We start from the raw sequence: 16,539 nt of genomic DNA, 5'->3' as shown, positions 1-16,539 counted from the left end.
GAATCGTCCGTGCACGCGACCTATCCGCCGGGTCACGACGGCGCATCGCTCACGATCTCCGGCAACCGGTCCGCGCCCCAGCTGCGGTGGATGTAGCCGACGACCCGATCCAGCTCCGGACGCGCCACCGCGGCCGGTTCGCCGCGTTCGAGCGGGTCGAAGTGGAAGATGTAGAGCCGCGAGGCGAATTGCTCGAACGGCAGCGATCCCTCACCGAACCGTTCCCCGTGCCCGGCCGTGCCGACGACCACGCCGTCGCCCCAGTCCTGGCCGCTGTCGTTGTTCGGGTTGTAGAAGTAGACCCGCATGGTGTCCTGCGGATCGAGGCTGACCCGCAGGATGGTGATCGCGTGCCAGCCGACGAACCGGGCGGCGCTGTCGGTCACCGCGATGCCGGCCGGCTGCGGGTGGATCAGCGGCTGATTGCCGTTGTAGAAGGGGTGGTAGCTGGCGTAGAAGTGCCGCAGGAATTCGTCGACGTCGATCAGCCGCCCGGTCTCGACGTCGACATTGATGCGGAATCCGCGCCCGGACCACCAGCCGTGGAATTCGGGGTTGATCCACCGATGCGGATCGCCCTCGCGCCCGGCGCAGCGCCGCCCCATTTCGGCGTAGATCCGATCGAGATGCGGGACGACCAGCAGCGATACCGGGTCCAGGTCCATCGGCAGCGAGGTCGCGACCCCGGCACCGGCCTCCTTCGAGGAGATCGGCTGTCCCTCGAAATGCATGACGATCTCGTCGTCGCGGGCCGCCCACGCCACGGTCTGCAACAGATAGTCGGGATCGTTGTAAGCCCACATAGACAGGGCGCGCGCCGACTGGCAGGTCGGGTTGTCGCCCTGGCCCACGCCGAGCGGCAGGCCCAGAATCGACAGCATCCCGGACAGCAACCGCGCCCGTGCGTCCGGCACCGGCCCGAACACCTCGTGCAGCCGCTCCCGCGAGCGCGGCGATACCTGCAGCGCGAGTTGCCGCCACAGCGCGGGCGCGACCGGCGGCTGATACAGAATCCCCCGCTCCAGCAGCAGCGCGAGCCCGTAGATGCCCTGCGCGGTCTCGACGTGCACGGCCTCCTCGATCAGGTTGCGCACGAGTTCGTGGTAGCACAGCAGGCTGTCGCGCCCGGTGCTGGACAAGCCCAGCGCCTCACCGAGCAGATATTCCCCCTTGGTCAGCAGGAACCGCAGCAGGACCGCATGATACGGCGACACCAGCCCGGTGTCGTGCATCGAGCGCGCGAAACCCGTTGCCTCGTACTGCAATGCGCTGTCGTCCATACCGTCCAGGCGCGTGCGGTAGACCTCGACACCCGGATCCTCCCGGCAGGCGTCGGTGGTGCCGTAGAGGCTGCTGATCAGCCGGTCCGCACCCAGCCCGGTGGCGCCGAGATCGATATCCGGATTGCTGCGGGCGACGGCGATCTGCGTGATCATCCGCTTCACCTGCTCGACCTGGATGGGTCGCTGGCGCAGAATCCGCCAGATCTCGTCGACGAGATGCTCGAGCACCTTCTCGTAGCCGATCTCCTCCACCAGGTGATGCAGCAGCTCCCGCGAGACCCGCGCCATCCGCCCCTGCTGTTCGCGTTCGGCCTCGCTGGGCGGGGTGAACAGCAGGCTCAGGTTCACCGCCAGCACCTGTGACAGATGCCCCAGCGCCTGCTCCGCGCTCACCGACGGATGCGTGAACTCGCCCTTGGCCACCGCCAGCAGGCGCAGATCGCTCACCGTCTCCAGCACTACCGTGTCGGCGTTGGCGCTGCGCAACGAGCCCACACTCAGCGCCGGGATGAGGATCTCCGGTTTCGCCCAGTCGGTGCCCAGGAACAGCCCGGCCGCCTCGAGACCGCTCGCCCGGGCCCGCACCGCCGCGCAGCCGCCGGGCAGCAGTAGCACCCGCCGCAGCGCACCCAGCACCCTGGACAGCTTCACCTGCTTACCGAAATCGCTGGTGGCGCCCAGAATTCGCGTGGCTTCGTCCAGCGTGGCGAGACGTCTGTCCAGAGTGTCGTCGTCGCTGCCGAGTGGAGTCAATCAGGATCCTCCCGTGATCCATTCCTGCCGAGAAGGATTCATACGTAGAAGTCGAGTTCTTCCTGTCGCTTCAGCAGGTCCCGCAGAGCGTACGGGTCTTCGCCGAAGAAGTACAGCAGACCCCAGTGATTGCCGAATGCGGTTCGCTTGGTGACCTTTTCCGACAGCGGGGCGGTGAGTTCGTGGGTTTCGAAATACTCGTGATCCTCCGTCTCCTCCGGGATCGACAACCGGCTGACCACCCGCCGCCGCGGGTAGACGCCGAACGAACCGGCATGTCCTTTCGCATCCACCACTTCGCGAGGGAAGAACTCCACGATCTCCTCCTCGGTGGTCTTCGGATCGAATGCGAGTACCAGCGCGTGATAGGCGTTGAATCCGTATGCGCGCTCGAGCAATTCGAACACCTTGAACCCGGGCGGGCGATAGGCGACCTCGCCGAAGTACATCTCACCGTCGCTGGTGACGAAATACTCCGGATGGACGAACCCGAATTCGATATCGAAGGTCTTGATGAGCTTTTCGACCTGCCGGGTGATCTCCGGCCGGTACTTTTCCAGTTCCGGGGTCGCGGGGACGAAGACGGAGTAGCCGAGCCGCACGTATTCGGAGATGTTGAGGAATCGGATCTTGCCGTCGTGGATCCACGCCTCGACCGCGAATTCCCACCCGTCCAAATGGGATTCCATCAGGACCGGGAACTCGTCGTCGGGGATGGCGTCGATCTCGTCGGGGGTGCGGATCACCCGGTGACCGAGACAGCCGGCCTTGTCGAAGGCCTTGACATGGATCGGATCGTTCGGATCGCCGTCGAGTTTGAGCAGGGTCTGGTTGACGCGCTTGAGGAACCGGATGACGTCGTCACGCTCGTGTGCCTCCTCGAAGATGCCCACCCGGATACCGCCCAGTTGCGCGCGCCGCTTCATCAGCGATTTGTCGCGCAGCAGCATGGCCTGGCCGAGCAGCCGCGGATTGTCCAGCAGCACCGAGTTGATCGCACCCGCCCATTCCACGGTCTCCTCGAAGATCGGGATGGCGACGTCGACGCCCATCTCCTTCAGGGTCTCGGCGATTTCCATCGACCGGTCGTTGAGTCGCTCGAAATTCCAGCAGAGGTAGGGTATTTCGTTCTCGGTGCAATATTCCTCTGCCCACTCCGGGGCTACGACCACATAACGCCGATCGAATCGGTCCACCGCTTCGACCGCGTTCAGACTCCAACCCAGCAGGGCGACATAGCCTTTGTCCGGGTTCCTGCGCTTCGATTCACCGGATGAAATCGACAAACCTGCTCCCCTCTTCGACCTCGGTGTACCGTTCGTCGATCGCGAGGTCGTCTTATCGCGCGGTGGTCCTGCGCTCGATACCGGGGGCTGTGAATTCGGAGGGCTCCGGTATCGCCGCGCGTGCGCTCGGCATCGTCGACGGGCGGCAACAACGGCGATCCGCTCTATCACCGTCATTGCTCACGGATACCCCGATGTTTCATTCCCAAACAGGGGCAACGCCGTTGCGTTATTGACGCACAATCATTTTCGCTGGTCGGAGTCCTTCAGGGTGGATGAAACGGTACGGCCGATCGGGCGGTGCGACGAACTCAGGACAGTGACAGCACCGCGGCGGTGACCGCGACGGTCACCTCGACGGCGGCGCCGAGCACATCACCGTTGAGCCCGCCGAAACGCCGCACACAATGCCACACCAGCACAGCCGCACCCGCCAGAGCCACGGCGACCGCGACCGGCCCGAGCCAGGACGCGGGCGCGGCGAAGACGCCGGCGACGAGCGCGGCGAGAGTCCAGACCGCCGGTGTCACCGCCGACTGCGTGCGCGCCACCAGCGCACCGAATCCGGCGCCGGGAGCGGAAGCGTATCCGCGGCAGGCGAGGACGACCGCAACCCGTCCGACGGCCACCGCGAGCCCGACCGCGAACCAGCGGCCGTGCTCGGCGAGGGCGGCGAACGACAGCGCCTGAATCCCGATGGCGAAGATCAACGCGGCCACCCCGAAGGGCCCCGCACCGCCGCTCTTCATGATCTCCCGGGCACGCTCCGGCGGGCCGTAACTGCCCAGCCCGTCCGCGGTATCGGCCAGCCCGTCCAGATGCATTCCGCGGGTCGCCAGTCCCAGCGCACCGACGGTGATCAGCCCGGCCAGCGCGAAACCCGTTCCGGCCCGGACCAGTACCCACAGCAACCCGGCGGCACCGGCCCCCAGCACCGCCCCGACCACCGGCGCGGCCGCGATCGCTCCCGCCGCCGCCCTGCGGTCGACCGTCTCGGGTCCGCGCACCGGCAGCACCGTCAACCACGAGAGCGCGAGACGAGCCGCCGCGATCACGGCCGGAACCCCGATCCGGAGATGCCACAGCACGCACATCTCGATGCTGCGTGCGGCGCCGCCGACCGACGACACCCGGCGCGCGGGTGATCGACGAGATACCCGATCCGGCCGGCCTTCCGCCGCGTGCTCGGAGGGCCGGCCGTGCGGGCCGGGCGATCCGGTCCGCGCCCCTCGTTCAGGACACGACTTCCGGTGCGGCCGAATCGGATTCGGCGGTGCTCACCCCCGCCTCACCGAAGGTCGACATCTCCGAGAGCGCGGCGACGGCCGCACGCAGCAGCGGCAGCGCGCTCACCGCACCGGAGCCTTCACCGAGCCGCATGTTCAGCTCGACCAGCGGCTCCAGATCGAGCTTGGCGAGGGCCAGCGGGTGCGCCGGCTCGGTGGACCGATGCCCCGCCACCCACCAGCGCTTCGCGCCGGGAGCGAGCATTTCGGCGATGAGCGCGGCGGCGGTGACCACCACACCGTCGAGAATCACCGGCGTGCGCCGTGCGGCGGCCTGAGCGAGATAGCCGGCGGTGGCGGCGAAATCGGCGCCACCGGCGATCCGCAGCAGCGCGAACGGGTCCTGACGGTGCGGGCGCGCACGCCACATGGCGTCGCGGATCGCGGAGGCCTTGCGCATCCATCCGGCATCGTCGACGCCGGTGCCGCGGCCGATCGCCACCACCGGCTCGGTGTCGGTGAGCGTGGCGATGAGAACCGTTGCCGGCGTGGTGTTTCCGATCCCCATATCGCCGGCGATCAGCAGGTCGGCCCCGCTGTCGATCTCCTCGTCGGCGATCGCGCGGCCCGCCGCCAGCGCGGCGTACAGCTCGGCTTCGGTGAGGGCGTCCTCACGGTCGATGGCGCCGCTGGAGCGGCGAATCTTGTGTGCCGAGACCGACGGATCGGTGTCGGCGTCCACCGCGATGTCCGCCACCCGCACGGTTGCGTCGGCGAGGCGCGCCAGCGCGTTCACCGCCGCCCCACCGGCCAGGAAGTTGGCGACCATCTGCGCGGTCACCTCGCTCGGATACGCCGACACGCCGTGTCGCGCCACACCGTGGTCGCCCGCGAACACCACGACCCGGGCACGCCGGAACTGATGCGGCGGGCACTCCCCCTGGCACGCCGCCACCCAGTTGCCCAGCGTCTCCAACCGCCCGAGCGCCCCCGCCGGTTTGGTCAACTGCAACTGCCGCTGCTCGGCCTCGGCCCGCACCCGTGCGTCGGGCGCGGCGACGGGACCGAATGCCGGTGTGGTGCCGTCGAATTCGGCGAGGCCACGCGGGGTCGAACCCACCACCGAGCCGGCAGCGGCAGCTCCGGCGTCCGAGGCCGGCGTAGCGCCGCCGTCCGCATCGTGACCGGAGGACAACGCTTTTTCCGCCGCAGCGGAGTCGGCGAAACCGGACCCGTGGACCGGACGCTCCCGGCCCGCGGAATCAGCGCTGTCGGAAGCCGGGACTCGCTGCGCCGCAACATCTCCCAGCCCGGCGGCCGCGACCGCGGCGGAGGCCGCCGCGATCCCGCTTCCGGTCGAAGTACCGGCCCCCTTCAGGACGACCGGCACTCCGGCGACGACCAGCACGACCTCGTCGCACACCGCCGCGAGCCGCTGATTCAGCGTCCCGATCTCGTCCTGGAACAGTCGTCCCGACGCGGTCGCCGGAACCACACCCAGTCCCACCTCCGGGCTCACAATCAGCAGGCGGTCCGCATAGCCGGTCACCGCCGCGACCAGCGCGTCGATATCGGGGCCGACGGTTCCGCGCGGCGATTCCCAGGCCGCGCGCGCGTCGATGCGGGCGGTCAACCAGGTGCCGAGGTCGTCGATCAGCGTCACCGGCGCCGAGTCACCGAGCACGGTGATCGGATCGCCCTCCACCACATGCCAGGTGCCGGGGCGCCGAACGCGATGGGCGGCAATACGATCGGCGAAGTCGGCGTCGGCGGGATCGGGAACCGCGGTCGCGACGTAGCGCACCGGTCCGCTGCGGCCGGCTACCTCCTCGGCATAGGCGGATTTCCCCGAGCGCGCCCCACCGAGCACCAGCGTCCGCAGCCCTCGGCCGCCCGCAGCATCGTTCACCACGTCAGCACGGTACCAATCGGCCCGTACCCCGACCGCCGCACACCCGAGGCGCTGCTTCTCCGAGCCCGAGGCCCCCGCAACGGCCGAGTTCGATCCGTCCGGCGCCGCTGTTCAGCACACTCGCGGCGGCCCTCGACCGGAAGTACACAGCAACCGCCCCGCCGACCGGACATACGGCCGCCCGTGCGGAGAACGATCGTGCGGTCCGGCGCCGGATCCCCGAAACTCAGACCGCGTCGCCGGGCGACACCCGCGGCTTCGGGGCGCGCATGCGGCGGATCTGGGAAGCGCGCACGAAGGCGTACCAGCCCAGCGACCAGCTCGAGGTGGTGTCGTCGGGGTAGCGCTCCTGCACCCGCTTGTTGATCAGGCGGCCGATCACGAAGCCCTCGGCGACCATGAACAGCATCATCACGATCATCGCGAGGGTGACGTAGGCCTGCACCTGCGGGGTGAGGAACATGGTCAGGATCAGCACCAGCGCCAGCGGCATGAACAATCCGACCAGGTTGCGGCGGGCGTCGACCAGATCCCGGACGTAGGCACGAACCGGGCCGCGGTCGCGCGGCAGCAGATATTTGTCCTCACCGGCGAGCATCCGGGCGCGGCGATCGGCGGCGGCGGCCCGGCGTTCGGCCGAGGCGACCTTGCGTTCCTCGCGGTTGCCGCGGGTGGCCTTGCGCCTGGCCCGGGCCTCCTTGGCGGTCAGCGGCGCGGGCGCGACCGGCCCGCGGCGCCTGCCCTCGACATCGCGGCGCCTGGGCGTCGGGCGCCCCTTGCCGGCGGTCGGTGTGGGCCGCTGCGCTGCCGTGGCCGTGTCGTCGTCGGTCGCGGCCGACGTGTCGTCGACGTGGTCGTCGGTGGTGCTGGCATCGCCACGGCGCAGGAACTTCACGCCGACCAGGCTATTGGATGGCATACCGGCCTGGAAATACGGTCTCCACTGAGCCTGTGTGATCGGTCATACCGCCCATACCGGCAAACCGGCTCCGACCGGCCGGTCTGTACCCCGCGACACGCCCCGCGGGTGTGGTGATTCGCACGTCCGAGCGCCCTCCATCCGGCAATTCCGGGGCCGACGGGCCCACGCCGGCGCGCGCAGTGGCAAGATTGGAATAGCCACCCGCGACGTGGCGTTGACAGCTACCGAGCCGTGCGCTGTTCACGGAAACAACGTTCACGGGTAACGAGGGTCTGCGAGGAGACTTCATGACTGTGCAGAACGAGACCACCACCCACGGTGTGATCCTGACCGACGCCGCCGCGTCCAAGGCGAAGGCGCTGCTGGACCAGGAGGGCCGCGACGATCTGGCGCTGCGCATCGCGGTGCAGCCGGGCGGTTGCGCGGGTCTGCGGTACCAGCTGTTCTTCGACGATCGCACCCTCGACGGCGACCTGACCGCCGAGTTCGGCGGGGTCAAGCTGGCCGTCGACCGGATGAGCGCCCCCTATGTTCAGGGTGCGTCCATCGACTTCGTCGACACGATCGAGAAGCAGGGCTTCACGATCGACAACCCGAACGCCACCGGCTCCTGCGCCTGCGGCGACAGCTTCAACTGACGATCTGCTCCCGGCGCGGAATCTCTGCGGAGGTTCCGCGCCGTGTCGTGCACACGGTACGGTAAGGCTGATTCCGCCCTCGACAGACAAGGACCGGGCTTCGTGACCATCGCTGTGTCCGCTTCCATCGCGACCGACCATTTGATGCGTTTTCCGGGGAAATTCTCCGACGTCCTGCTTGCCGATCAGTTGCAGCACGTGTCGTTGAGTTTTCTGGTCGACGATCTGGTGATTCGCCGAGGCGGTGTCGGCGGCAACATCGCGTACGCGATGGGTCTGCTGAACGGGAACCCGCTGCTGGTCGGCGCGGTCGGCCCCGACTTCGGTGAGTACCGCGACTGGCTCGAGCGCCACGGCGTGGACTGCTCGGCGGTGCGGATCTCCGAGACCGCGCACACCGCGCGCTTCGTCTGCACGACCGACGAGAGCATGGCCCAGATCGCGTCGTTCTATCCCGGCGCGATGAGCGAGGCCCGCGACATCTCGATCGCCGAGGTGGCCGAAAACCGTTCGCTGGACCTGGTTTTGGTGGGCGCCAACGATCCCGACGCGATGCTGCGCCACACCGAGGAGTGCCGCAAGCTCGGTATCCCGTTCGCCGCGGACCCCTCACAGCAGCTGGCCCGCCTCGACGGCGACCAGGCGCTCGCCCTGATCGACGGCGCCACATACCTTTTCACCAACGAGTACGAGTGGGGCCTGCTGCTGCAGAAGACCGGCCTGTCCCCCGAGGAGATCGGCCGCCGGGTCGGCATTCGCGTCACCACCCTCGGCGCCAAGGGCGCGCTGATCGTCGACGGTGATGGTGTCGAGGTGAATGTCGAAGTGGTGCCGGAATTTTCGCAGGTCGACCCGACCGGCGTCGGCGACGCGTTCCGGGCCGGCTTCCTCACCGGGCACACCGCCGGACTCAGCCTGCAGCGCTCGGCCCAGCTGGGTTCGCTGACCGCGGTGCTGGTGCTGGAAACCGTGGGCACCCAGGAGTGGTCGCTCGACCGCGACGACGCGCTGCGACGGTTGCGCGGCGCGTACGGCCCGGAGGCCGCGGACGAACTCGGCGCGCTGCTGAGCTGAGCGCCGGCTCGAGAGACCGAGCCATCCGGCGGCCCGCGGCCGTGACGATTCACAACATTGCGTCCGGATGCGCGGAGTTCGCCGGCGAACAATAGGGTGTGCGTATGGGATCCGATCGTTTATATTTTCGTCAACTGCTGGCGGGCCGGGACTGGGCCGTCGGCGATCCGATTGCCACGCAGATGCGGAATTTCTCGTATTTGATCGGTGATCGCGAGTCCGGCGAATGTGTGGTGGTGGATCCCGCGTACGCGGCGGGTGATCTGGTCGATATCGCCGAGGCCGACGGCCTGCGGCTGACCGGTGTGCTGGCAACGCATCATCATCCCGACCACGTGGGCGGCACGATGATGGGTTTCACCCTGCGCGGGGTGAAGGAACTGCTCGAGCGGGTGCAGGTTCCGGTGCACGTGAACCACGAGGAATTGTCCTGGGTCGCCAATGTCACCGGTATCGCGCCGAGCGAGCTGACCGGACACGACCACGGCGACACCCTCGCCGTCGGTGGAGTCGAGATCGAATTCCTGCACACCCCCGGCCACACGCCGGGCAGCCAGTGCTTCCTGTTCGAGGACCGGCTCGTCGCCGGTGACACGTTGTTCGTGGACGGCTGCGGCCGCACCGACTTCCCCGGCGGCGATTCCGACGCCATGTTCCGCAGCCTGCGCCACCTGGCCGAGCTGTCCGGCGACCCGGTCGTCTACCCCGGCCACTGGTACTCGGAAGAACCCAGCGCGGCCCTGTCGTCGGTGCGGGAGAACAACTACGTCATGCGCCCGACCACTCTCGAACAGTGGCATATGCTGATGCCCGGCTGAGCGACCACCTCCACCCTCCGAGCCCTTTCGCCTTGTGCGAGAGGGCTTTTCGTATTTTCTGGGCGGATTCACCACCCCGGCGAACTTTTGCCGACGCGGCGTTGATATCTTACCGACGCACCGTCAGGAAGATGGTGCTGTCACGCCGCCGGTCCGACCGGCGGCAGCCGTGAGGAGTGTTGTCATGTTCCTGGCACTGCGCGAACTGTGGTACGCGCGAGTGAGATTCGGCCTGATGGGCGGCGTGGTCGCGCTCATCTCGATCCTGACCGTGATGCTGTCCGGGCTGTCGTCCGGACTCGTCGACGACGGTGTCTCCGGCCTGCGCGCCCTGCCGGTCGACGCCTTCGCCTTCGCGCACGGCACGAAGACCGATTCGGCATTCACCCGCAGCACGATCGACACCGCACAGGTAGCGGCGTGGCGATCCCAGCCGGGCGTGGCCGACGCGGCCCCCTTCGGCAATACGCTGGTCAACGCCAAGACCGGCGGTGGCGTCGCGGTCGACTTCGCGCTGTTCGGCGTCGAACCGCAGTCGTTCCTGGCACCAGCGGCGGCGCAGGGCACCGGACTGGATCGGCCGGACGGCATCGTCGTGAGCGCGACCGCCCTCGACAAGGGTGCGCGACTCGGCGACACCGTCGTCATCGATCGACTCGGCACGACGCTGACGATCGTCGGTGTCACCGCGGGCAAACAGACCTTCGGCCACGTCGATGTCGCCTACGTGCCGCTGCACACCTGGCAGCAGATCCACGCCGGGGCGAAACCGGGTGAGCAGGTGCGAGAGCAGTCCTACCGGGAGGCCAGTGCCGTGGCGCTGCGCGCGCAGCCGGGTGCGAAACTCGACCTGACCGCCGGCGACGCGGCCGCGGACACGACCGCCATGACCCGCACCGCCTCCTACGACGCTTCCCCGGGATATACGGCGGAGATGGCGACCATGACGATGATCAAGGCGTTCCTCTACGCGATCTCGGCACTGGTGGTCGGCGCGTTCTTCCTGGTGTGGACCATCCAGCGCACGGGCGAACTGGCGGTGTTGCGGGCGATCGGCGCGCCGACGCGGTTCCTGCTCGTCGACGGACTCACCCAGGCCGTGGTGGTGCTGGTCGGCGCGACCGCCATCGGAGTGCTGATCGCCGTCGGCGGCAGCAGTTTCATCCACGGCATGCCGTTCACGCTCGAACCCGCAGCCGTCGCCACCGGAGCCGGCCTGCTGGTGTTGCTCGGCGTGCTGGGCGCGGCCGCCGCCATCGTGCGCGTCACCAGAATCGATCCCCTCACCGCCTTGGGAGCCAACCGATGAGCATCTTCACCACACGCAAAGGCGCTGCGACACAAGAGGATGCGCGCGCGAGCGACCTTTCCGACTCGAAGACGGGACTCGAACTCGACGGCGTAACCCTCACCCTCGGCGACGGCGCCGATACGGTGACCGCGCTGGACGACGTGCGCCTGTCGGTCAACCCCGGGGAATTCGTCGCGATCATGGGACCCTCCGGTTCCGGCAAATCGAGCCTGCTCGCCGTGGCGGGCGGTCTCACCACTCCGGATACCGGACGGGTTCGCATCGGCGGCACCGATCTCACCGCCCTGGGCCCGCGCGAGCGCACCCGATTCCGGCTGCACCACATCGGTTTCGTCTTCCAATCGGGCAACCTGCTGCCCGCGCTCACGGCCGCCGATCAACTGCGGCTGGTCGCCCGCCTCACCGGAACCCGCCGCGATCCGCGAGAGTTGCTCGGCGCGGTCGGCATGGGCGAGAAGGCGAATCGGCGACCGGAGCAGCTGTCCGGCGGCGAACGCCAGCGCGTCGGCATCGCCCGGGCGCTGATCGGCTCGCCACGAGTCCTGCTGGTCGACGAGCCGACCGCCGCCCTGGATCGCGCCCGCAGCGCGGAGGTGGTAGAACTGCTGGCTCGCGAAACCCGCGCGGCGGCGGTCGCCACCGTCATGGTCACGCACGACCACGACATCCTCGACCGCTGTGACCGCGTGTTGACCATGGTCGACGGCCGCCTCACCCCCGAGCGCTGAGGGTCGGGGCACACCGCGACCGAGTGTGACCGCGACAGGATGTGATAGCACTGTCGCACAGGGTCGGATGCGGCCCGGCCGGGTGAAACACCGTCCCGGCCGCGGCGAGAAGGAGGTTTCGTGCCGAGGATTCAGGCGGCGACTGTCGCGGAACACCGGCAGGCGCAGCGGCGTGCCCTCCTCGACGCCGCGCGCGCGATCCTCTCCGAACAGACCGGTGCGGCGCCCACCCTCGCCGAGGTGGCCGCCCGCGCCGGTCTGGCCCGGCCCAGCGTCTATCAGTATTTCGGCTCACGAGACGAGCTGTTCGAGGCGGTACTGGCCGATGCGCTACCCCGCTGGAGCGCACGGATCACCGAGCGCATGGCCGCGGACGACGACCCCGGCGCCAAAGTCCTGACCTATGCGCTGGTCAATCTCGAACTGGTCGACGAGGGCGAACACGCGGTGGTACAAGGGCTTTCGACCCATATCGCGCCCGACGCCCTCGCCGCCCAGGGCCGCGCCATTCACGACGAACTCCGCACGCCGCTGATCGCCGCGCTGACCGAACTCGGCGCACCCGATCCGGCGACGACCGCCGAACTGATCAACGCAGTCGTCCTCACCGCCTCGCGCATGGTCGAAAACCACGCCCCCGTCGACACTGTGGCGACACGCGTCCGAGAGCTACTGACTCCGTATCTCCGTCACGCGGCGGCCGGCCCGCACACACCCGACGGCACGTAGCTCACCTCGGCCCGGCGGCACGGCCACGCCCCGGGACCGCATGCTCACTCCGCCGCTGCGCCCGCTGCCCTGCACTCCCCCGTTCGGTCCGGCCCGGCGGGACCTCACCGCACCGGTTTATCCGCGACCACCCGGAAGCCCAGATTTCCCGTCGAGGAGACCGGCTCGCTGCCCTGTCGCGCCGAGACCCGGTAGCGGCGGCAGTAGGACAGGTGACACAGATACGATCCGCCCCGCATCACCCGGTCGCGGCCGAGATCGGGTCCGGTGGGATTCGCTTCGGGACTGTGCCGGTAGTAGTCCGGCGAGAAGTAGTCCGAACACCACTCCCACACATTCCCGGTGGTGTTGTAGAGACCGAAACCGTTGGGCGCGTGCGCATTCACGGGCATCGTACCGAGATGCGCGCCGGGGGCCGTGCGGGGGAATTCGCCGGTGAAGACATTCATCTGTCGCTGCCCGTCCGGCTCGAAGTCCTCGCCCCAGGGGAACGGGCCGGTGGATCCGGCGCGCGCGGCATACTCCCATTCGGCCTCGGTGGGCAGCCGCGTGCCCGACCACGCGCAGAAGGCCCGGGCGTCCTCCCAGGAGACGTGGACGACGGGATGGTCGGCCAGGTTGCCGACATCCGAGTCGGGCCCGAACGGATGAGCCCAGTCCGCGCCCTCCACCTGCCGCCACCACGGGGCGTTGACCACCGCGCGGGTGGGCGGCATATCCGGCGGCAGCAAGCCGGCGAAGACGAACGACCAGCCGTATTTCTCGGCATCGGTGCGATAGCCGGTGTCGGCGACGAATGCGGCGAAGTCGGCATTGGTCACCGCGTACCGGCCGATGGCGAAGGCGTCGACGGTGACCCGGTGACACGGCCCCTCGCCGTCGCCGGGATAGGCCCAGCGGCTCTCGTCTCCCATGGTGAAGGTGCCGCCGGGAAGGGCGACCAGCGCGGCATCGAACTCCGCGCGGCGATCCGCCTCGCCCGGCCGACCGGCAACGGCATCGTGACCGGTCGAATCGGCGCTCTTTCCCGCTGCCGGTGCGCAGCAGGCGTGGTGGGTGCCGGAGTCGGTGCGGTGTGGCATGACTTCCTCTCCCTCACTGTCCGAAGAGACGACACCGGCGGCGGTAGCCGATCGTTCGCTGACCCGACGGTACAGCGCCATTGGCCCCGTCGTGGGCAGTATTCGGCAACTGTTCGGACGGCTGTGGAGGAGGTATATCGAATTCACCCTCGGCGGATGAGGCGCACCGCCGCGACCGTATCGCGCACGCGGCACGACGATCGCCGGCACGCGACCTGCCGCCCATGGCTGCGCGCGCCGATTCCGGTGTGCGGCTACGGCGCGTGCCGAAAGGCCCGGCGCCGCAGTCCGTTTCCCGGGTCAGGCCAGGGTGCGCAACCAGCCGTGATTGTCGGCGAACGTGCCGCGCTGAATTCCGGTCAGCGTGTCGCGCAGCGCCATCGTGACCTCGCCGGGCTCACCGCCGCCGATCTCGAATTCGCCCTCGGCGGACTGCACCCAGCCGACCGGGGTGACGACCGCGGCGGTGCCGCACGCGAAAACCTCGGTGATCTCGCCGGATTCGGCGCCGTTGTGCCATTCCTCGACCGACACCTTGCGTTCCTCGACCGGATAACCGGAGTCGGCGGCGAGGGTCAGCAGACTGTCGCGGGTGATGCCCGGCAGCAGCGACCCCGACAGCTCCGGGGTGACCAACCGGGCCTCGGAACCGGAACCGTAGACGAAGAACAGGTTGTTGGTGCCCATCTCCTCGACGTACTTGCGCTCGCAGGCGTCGAGCCACACGACCTGGTCGCAGCCTTTGTCGGTGGCCTGCTGCTGCGCCAGCAGCGAGGACGCGTAGTTGCCGGCGACCTTGGCCTCACCGGTGCCGCCCGGGGCGGCGCGCACGTATTCGGTGGACAGCCACACCCGCACAGGCTTCACGCCACGCGGAAAATACGCTCCCGCAGGCGAACCCAGCAGCAGATACTTGTACCCGGCCGCGGGCTTCACGCCGAGTCCCGCCTCGGTGGCGAACATGAACGGCCGCAGATACAGCGACTCCTCACCGCCGGCCGCGGGCACCCAGTCCGCGTCGACCTCGAGCAGCTGACGCACCGATTCGATGAACAACTCCTCCGGCAGCTCCGCCATCGCCAGTCGTCGCGCCGACCGCTGGAACCGCGCCGCGTTGGCATCGATGCGGAAGGTGGCGATACTGCCGTCGGCCTGCCGATACGCCTTGAGACCTTCGAAGATGGCCTGACCGTAGTGGAACACCATCGTCGCCGGATCCATCGACAGCGGCCCGTACGGCTCGACCCGCGCGTTGGTCCACTGCCCGTCGAGATAGTCGATCGACACCATGTGGTCGGTGAAGTAGCGACCGAACCCGGGCGCCGCCAGAATCTCCGTGCGCCGATCCGCCGGAACCGGGGCGGGATGCGGGGTACGAGTGAACTGTGCAGCGACTGTCATGACCTCGATACTAGAACTGCGGTCGTCGACGCCGATGCTCGGACCTGCGTGGAGACGGGCCGAGCAGCGATCGAGAATCGCGACAATCGGGACATAATTCCCCGTCGACGGCGTCCGATGCGAGGTATTCGTCCCGCAACGGCCCCTCCGGAGCGAGCGGCGTCCCCCTTCGCGCAGCACACTCACGGCCACCGGACCCTCCACTCCGGAACTGTCATGATTGACGCCACACGCAGAGGGTCCGCGACCGCCGTTCAGGAAGTATGCGGCGTCACGAACGGCGGGCGCACCACCTCGGCGCGCAACCGGCGGCCGCGCACATCGACCTCGACCTCGTCGCCCGGCTCCAGTCCGGCCTCGGTGTCCAACAGTGCCAAGGCGATGCCGACCTTGAGGCTCGGCGAGAAGGTGCCCGAGGTGGTCTCACCGACGGCCTCCTCACCACGAAGCACCGTCTGACCCTGACGCAGCACACCGCGATCGAGCGCCCTGAGCCCCAGCAGGATTCGCCGTGGGCCCGCCGACTTCTCCTGTGTCAGAGCCGCTTTGCCCCAGAACTCCGGCTTCTTCCAGCCGACCGCCCAGCCCGCGCGGGCCTGCACCGGCGAAATCTCCGGCGACAGCTCGTGGCCGTGCAGCGGATAGCCCATCTCGGTGCGCAGCGTGTCGCGCGCACCCAGGCCGGCCGGCTGCCCGCCCGCCGCGTCGACCCGGGCCACCAGCGCGCGGAAAACCGCCTCCGCATCGGCCCAGCGCGGCAGCAGTTCATAGCCGTGTTCACCGGTGTATCCGGTGCGGCAGACGCGTACCGGACGGCCGTCCCACTCGGCATCGGCGAATGCCATGTACTCCATATCGGTCGGAAGTCCCAGCGCGGCAAGCACTTCCGCCGATTTCGGGCCCTGCACCGCGAAGACCGCGTACTCGCGGTGCTCGTCGGTGATCGTGATGCCCTCCGGCGCGGCCTTACGCAACTCCGCCACCACCGCGGCGGTATTGGCCGCATTCGGCACCAGGAAGATCTCGTCGTCGGAGACGTAGTAGGCGATCAGATCGTCGATCACCCCGCCCTGCTCGGTGCAGCACAGCGTGTACTGCGCCTTCCCGGGCCCGACGCGGCCGAGATCGTTGGTCAGCGCCGCGTTCACGAACGCCGCCGCGCCCGCGCCGCGCACGGTCGCCTTGCCGAGGTGGCTCACATCGAAAACCCCGACGGTGGTCCGCACGGAGGTGTGCTCGGCGACGGTGCCCGCGTACTGCACCGGCATCTCCCACCCCCCGAACGGGGCGAAGGTCGCGCCCAGCTCCGTGTGGACGGCGTGGATGGGGCCCTGCTGCAGCGTCTCGTCGGTCACCCGGCGAGCTTATCGAGCGC

General features: G+C 68.7%; 14 protein-coding genes. 6 read left to right on the top strand and 8 right to left on the bottom strand.

Annotated features, from left to right (window positions below):
• Window positions 1–32: 32 nt before the first annotated feature.
• The 5 genes from ACPCUW_RS27385 to ACPCUW_RS27365 all read right to left on the bottom strand — a co-directional run bounded on the left by ACPCUW_RS27385 (window position 33) and on the right by ACPCUW_RS27365 (window position 7,379).
• On the bottom strand, window positions 33–2,036 hold the full coding sequence (locus ACPCUW_RS27385) for a hypothetical protein (protein WP_030514783.1): 2,004 nt from the start codon (window positions 2,034–2,036) through the stop codon (window positions 33–35).
• Between the two features lie 38 nt (window positions 2,037–2,074).
• Complete coding sequence (locus ACPCUW_RS27380) at window positions 2,075–3,115, bottom strand: ATP-grasp domain-containing protein (protein ID WP_369817451.1); 1,041 nt, start codon at window positions 3,113–3,115, stop codon at window positions 2,075–2,077.
• Between the two features lie 518 nt (window positions 3,116–3,633).
• Window positions 3,634–4,374: an adenosylcobinamide-GDP ribazoletransferase gene (locus tag ACPCUW_RS27375; RefSeq protein ID WP_423428081.1), complete on the bottom strand. Its 741-nt coding sequence runs from the start codon at window positions 4,372–4,374 to the stop codon at window positions 3,634–3,636.
• 181 nt (window positions 4,375–4,555) lie between these two features.
• Window positions 4,556–6,460: a nicotinate-nucleotide--dimethylbenzimidazole phosphoribosyltransferase gene (cobT, locus tag ACPCUW_RS27370; protein WP_423428019.1), complete on the bottom strand. Its 1,905-nt coding sequence runs from the start codon at window positions 6,458–6,460 to the stop codon at window positions 4,556–4,558.
• A 226-nt stretch (window positions 6,461–6,686) separates the two neighbouring features.
• Window positions 6,687–7,379 carry a DUF3043 domain-containing protein gene (locus ACPCUW_RS27365; RefSeq protein WP_245007664.1) on the bottom strand — a complete coding sequence of 231 codons (693 nt, stop codon included), beginning with the start codon at window positions 7,377–7,379 and terminating at the stop codon, window positions 6,687–6,689.
• Between the two features lie 290 nt (window positions 7,380–7,669).
• On the opposite strand from ACPCUW_RS27365, the gene ACPCUW_RS27360 reads away from it, so the two are divergent.
• The 6 genes from ACPCUW_RS27360 to ACPCUW_RS27335 all read left to right on the top strand — a co-directional run bounded on the left by ACPCUW_RS27360 (window position 7,670) and on the right by ACPCUW_RS27335 (window position 12,681).
• The gene (locus ACPCUW_RS27360; protein ID WP_036500157.1) at window positions 7,670–8,020 is read left to right on the top strand and encodes a HesB/IscA family protein; all 351 of its coding nucleotides are present in this window, start codon (window positions 7,670–7,672) and stop codon (window positions 8,018–8,020) included.
• Window positions 8,021–8,122: 102 nt separating this feature from the next.
• Entirely contained in the window at window positions 8,123–9,094 is a 972-nt protein-coding gene (locus tag ACPCUW_RS27355; protein WP_423428016.1) for a carbohydrate kinase family protein, read from the top strand.
• A gap of 104 nt (window positions 9,095–9,198) precedes the next feature.
• The gene (locus tag ACPCUW_RS27350; protein ID WP_030514790.1) at window positions 9,199–9,912 is read left to right on the top strand and encodes an MBL fold metallo-hydrolase; all 714 of its coding nucleotides are present in this window, start codon (window positions 9,199–9,201) and stop codon (window positions 9,910–9,912) included.
• 184 nt (window positions 9,913–10,096) lie between these two features.
• On the top strand, window positions 10,097–11,221 hold the full coding sequence (locus tag ACPCUW_RS27345; RefSeq protein WP_030514791.1) for an ABC transporter permease: 1,125 nt from the start codon (window positions 10,097–10,099) through the stop codon (window positions 11,219–11,221).
• A complete protein-coding gene (locus ACPCUW_RS27340) occupies window positions 11,218–11,952 on the top strand; it encodes an ABC transporter ATP-binding protein (protein ID WP_423428014.1) in 735 nt (244 codons plus the stop codon). The genes ACPCUW_RS27345 and ACPCUW_RS27340 overlap by 4 nt, the downstream gene beginning before the upstream one ends.
• A 120-nt stretch (window positions 11,953–12,072) precedes the next feature.
• Complete coding sequence (locus tag ACPCUW_RS27335) at window positions 12,073–12,681, top strand: TetR/AcrR family transcriptional regulator (RefSeq protein ID WP_423428013.1); 609 nt, start codon at window positions 12,073–12,075, stop codon at window positions 12,679–12,681.
• Between the two features lie 104 nt (window positions 12,682–12,785).
• Here ACPCUW_RS27335 and ACPCUW_RS27330 read toward each other — a convergent pair whose 3' ends face one another.
• From ACPCUW_RS27330 to gcvT, 3 genes are all read right to left on the bottom strand, one after another.
• Window positions 12,786–13,763 carry a formylglycine-generating enzyme family protein gene (locus ACPCUW_RS27330; protein WP_423428011.1) on the bottom strand — a complete coding sequence of 326 codons (978 nt, stop codon included), beginning with the start codon at window positions 13,761–13,763 and terminating at the stop codon, window positions 12,786–12,788.
• 300 nt (window positions 13,764–14,063) lie between these two features.
• Window positions 14,064–15,164 carry a branched-chain amino acid aminotransferase gene (locus tag ACPCUW_RS27325; protein WP_423428009.1) on the bottom strand — a complete coding sequence of 367 codons (1,101 nt, stop codon included), beginning with the start codon at window positions 15,162–15,164 and terminating at the stop codon, window positions 14,064–14,066.
• Between the two features lie 254 nt (window positions 15,165–15,418).
• Window positions 15,419–16,519: a glycine cleavage system aminomethyltransferase GcvT gene (gene gcvT, locus ACPCUW_RS27320; RefSeq protein WP_104363160.1), complete on the bottom strand. Its 1,101-nt coding sequence runs from the start codon at window positions 16,517–16,519 to the stop codon at window positions 15,419–15,421.
• Window positions 16,520–16,539 lie beyond the last annotated feature (20 nt).

The sequence above is a fragment of the Nocardia sp. AB354 genome, from assembly GCF_049538315.1.
In the GTDB taxonomy this organism is placed as follows: Bacteria; Actinomycetota; Actinomycetes; order Mycobacteriales; family Mycobacteriaceae; genus Nocardia; species Nocardia nova.
The sequence above is the reverse complement of the archived record's forward strand: the minus strand, read 5'-3'. Positions and strand labels throughout refer to the sequence as shown.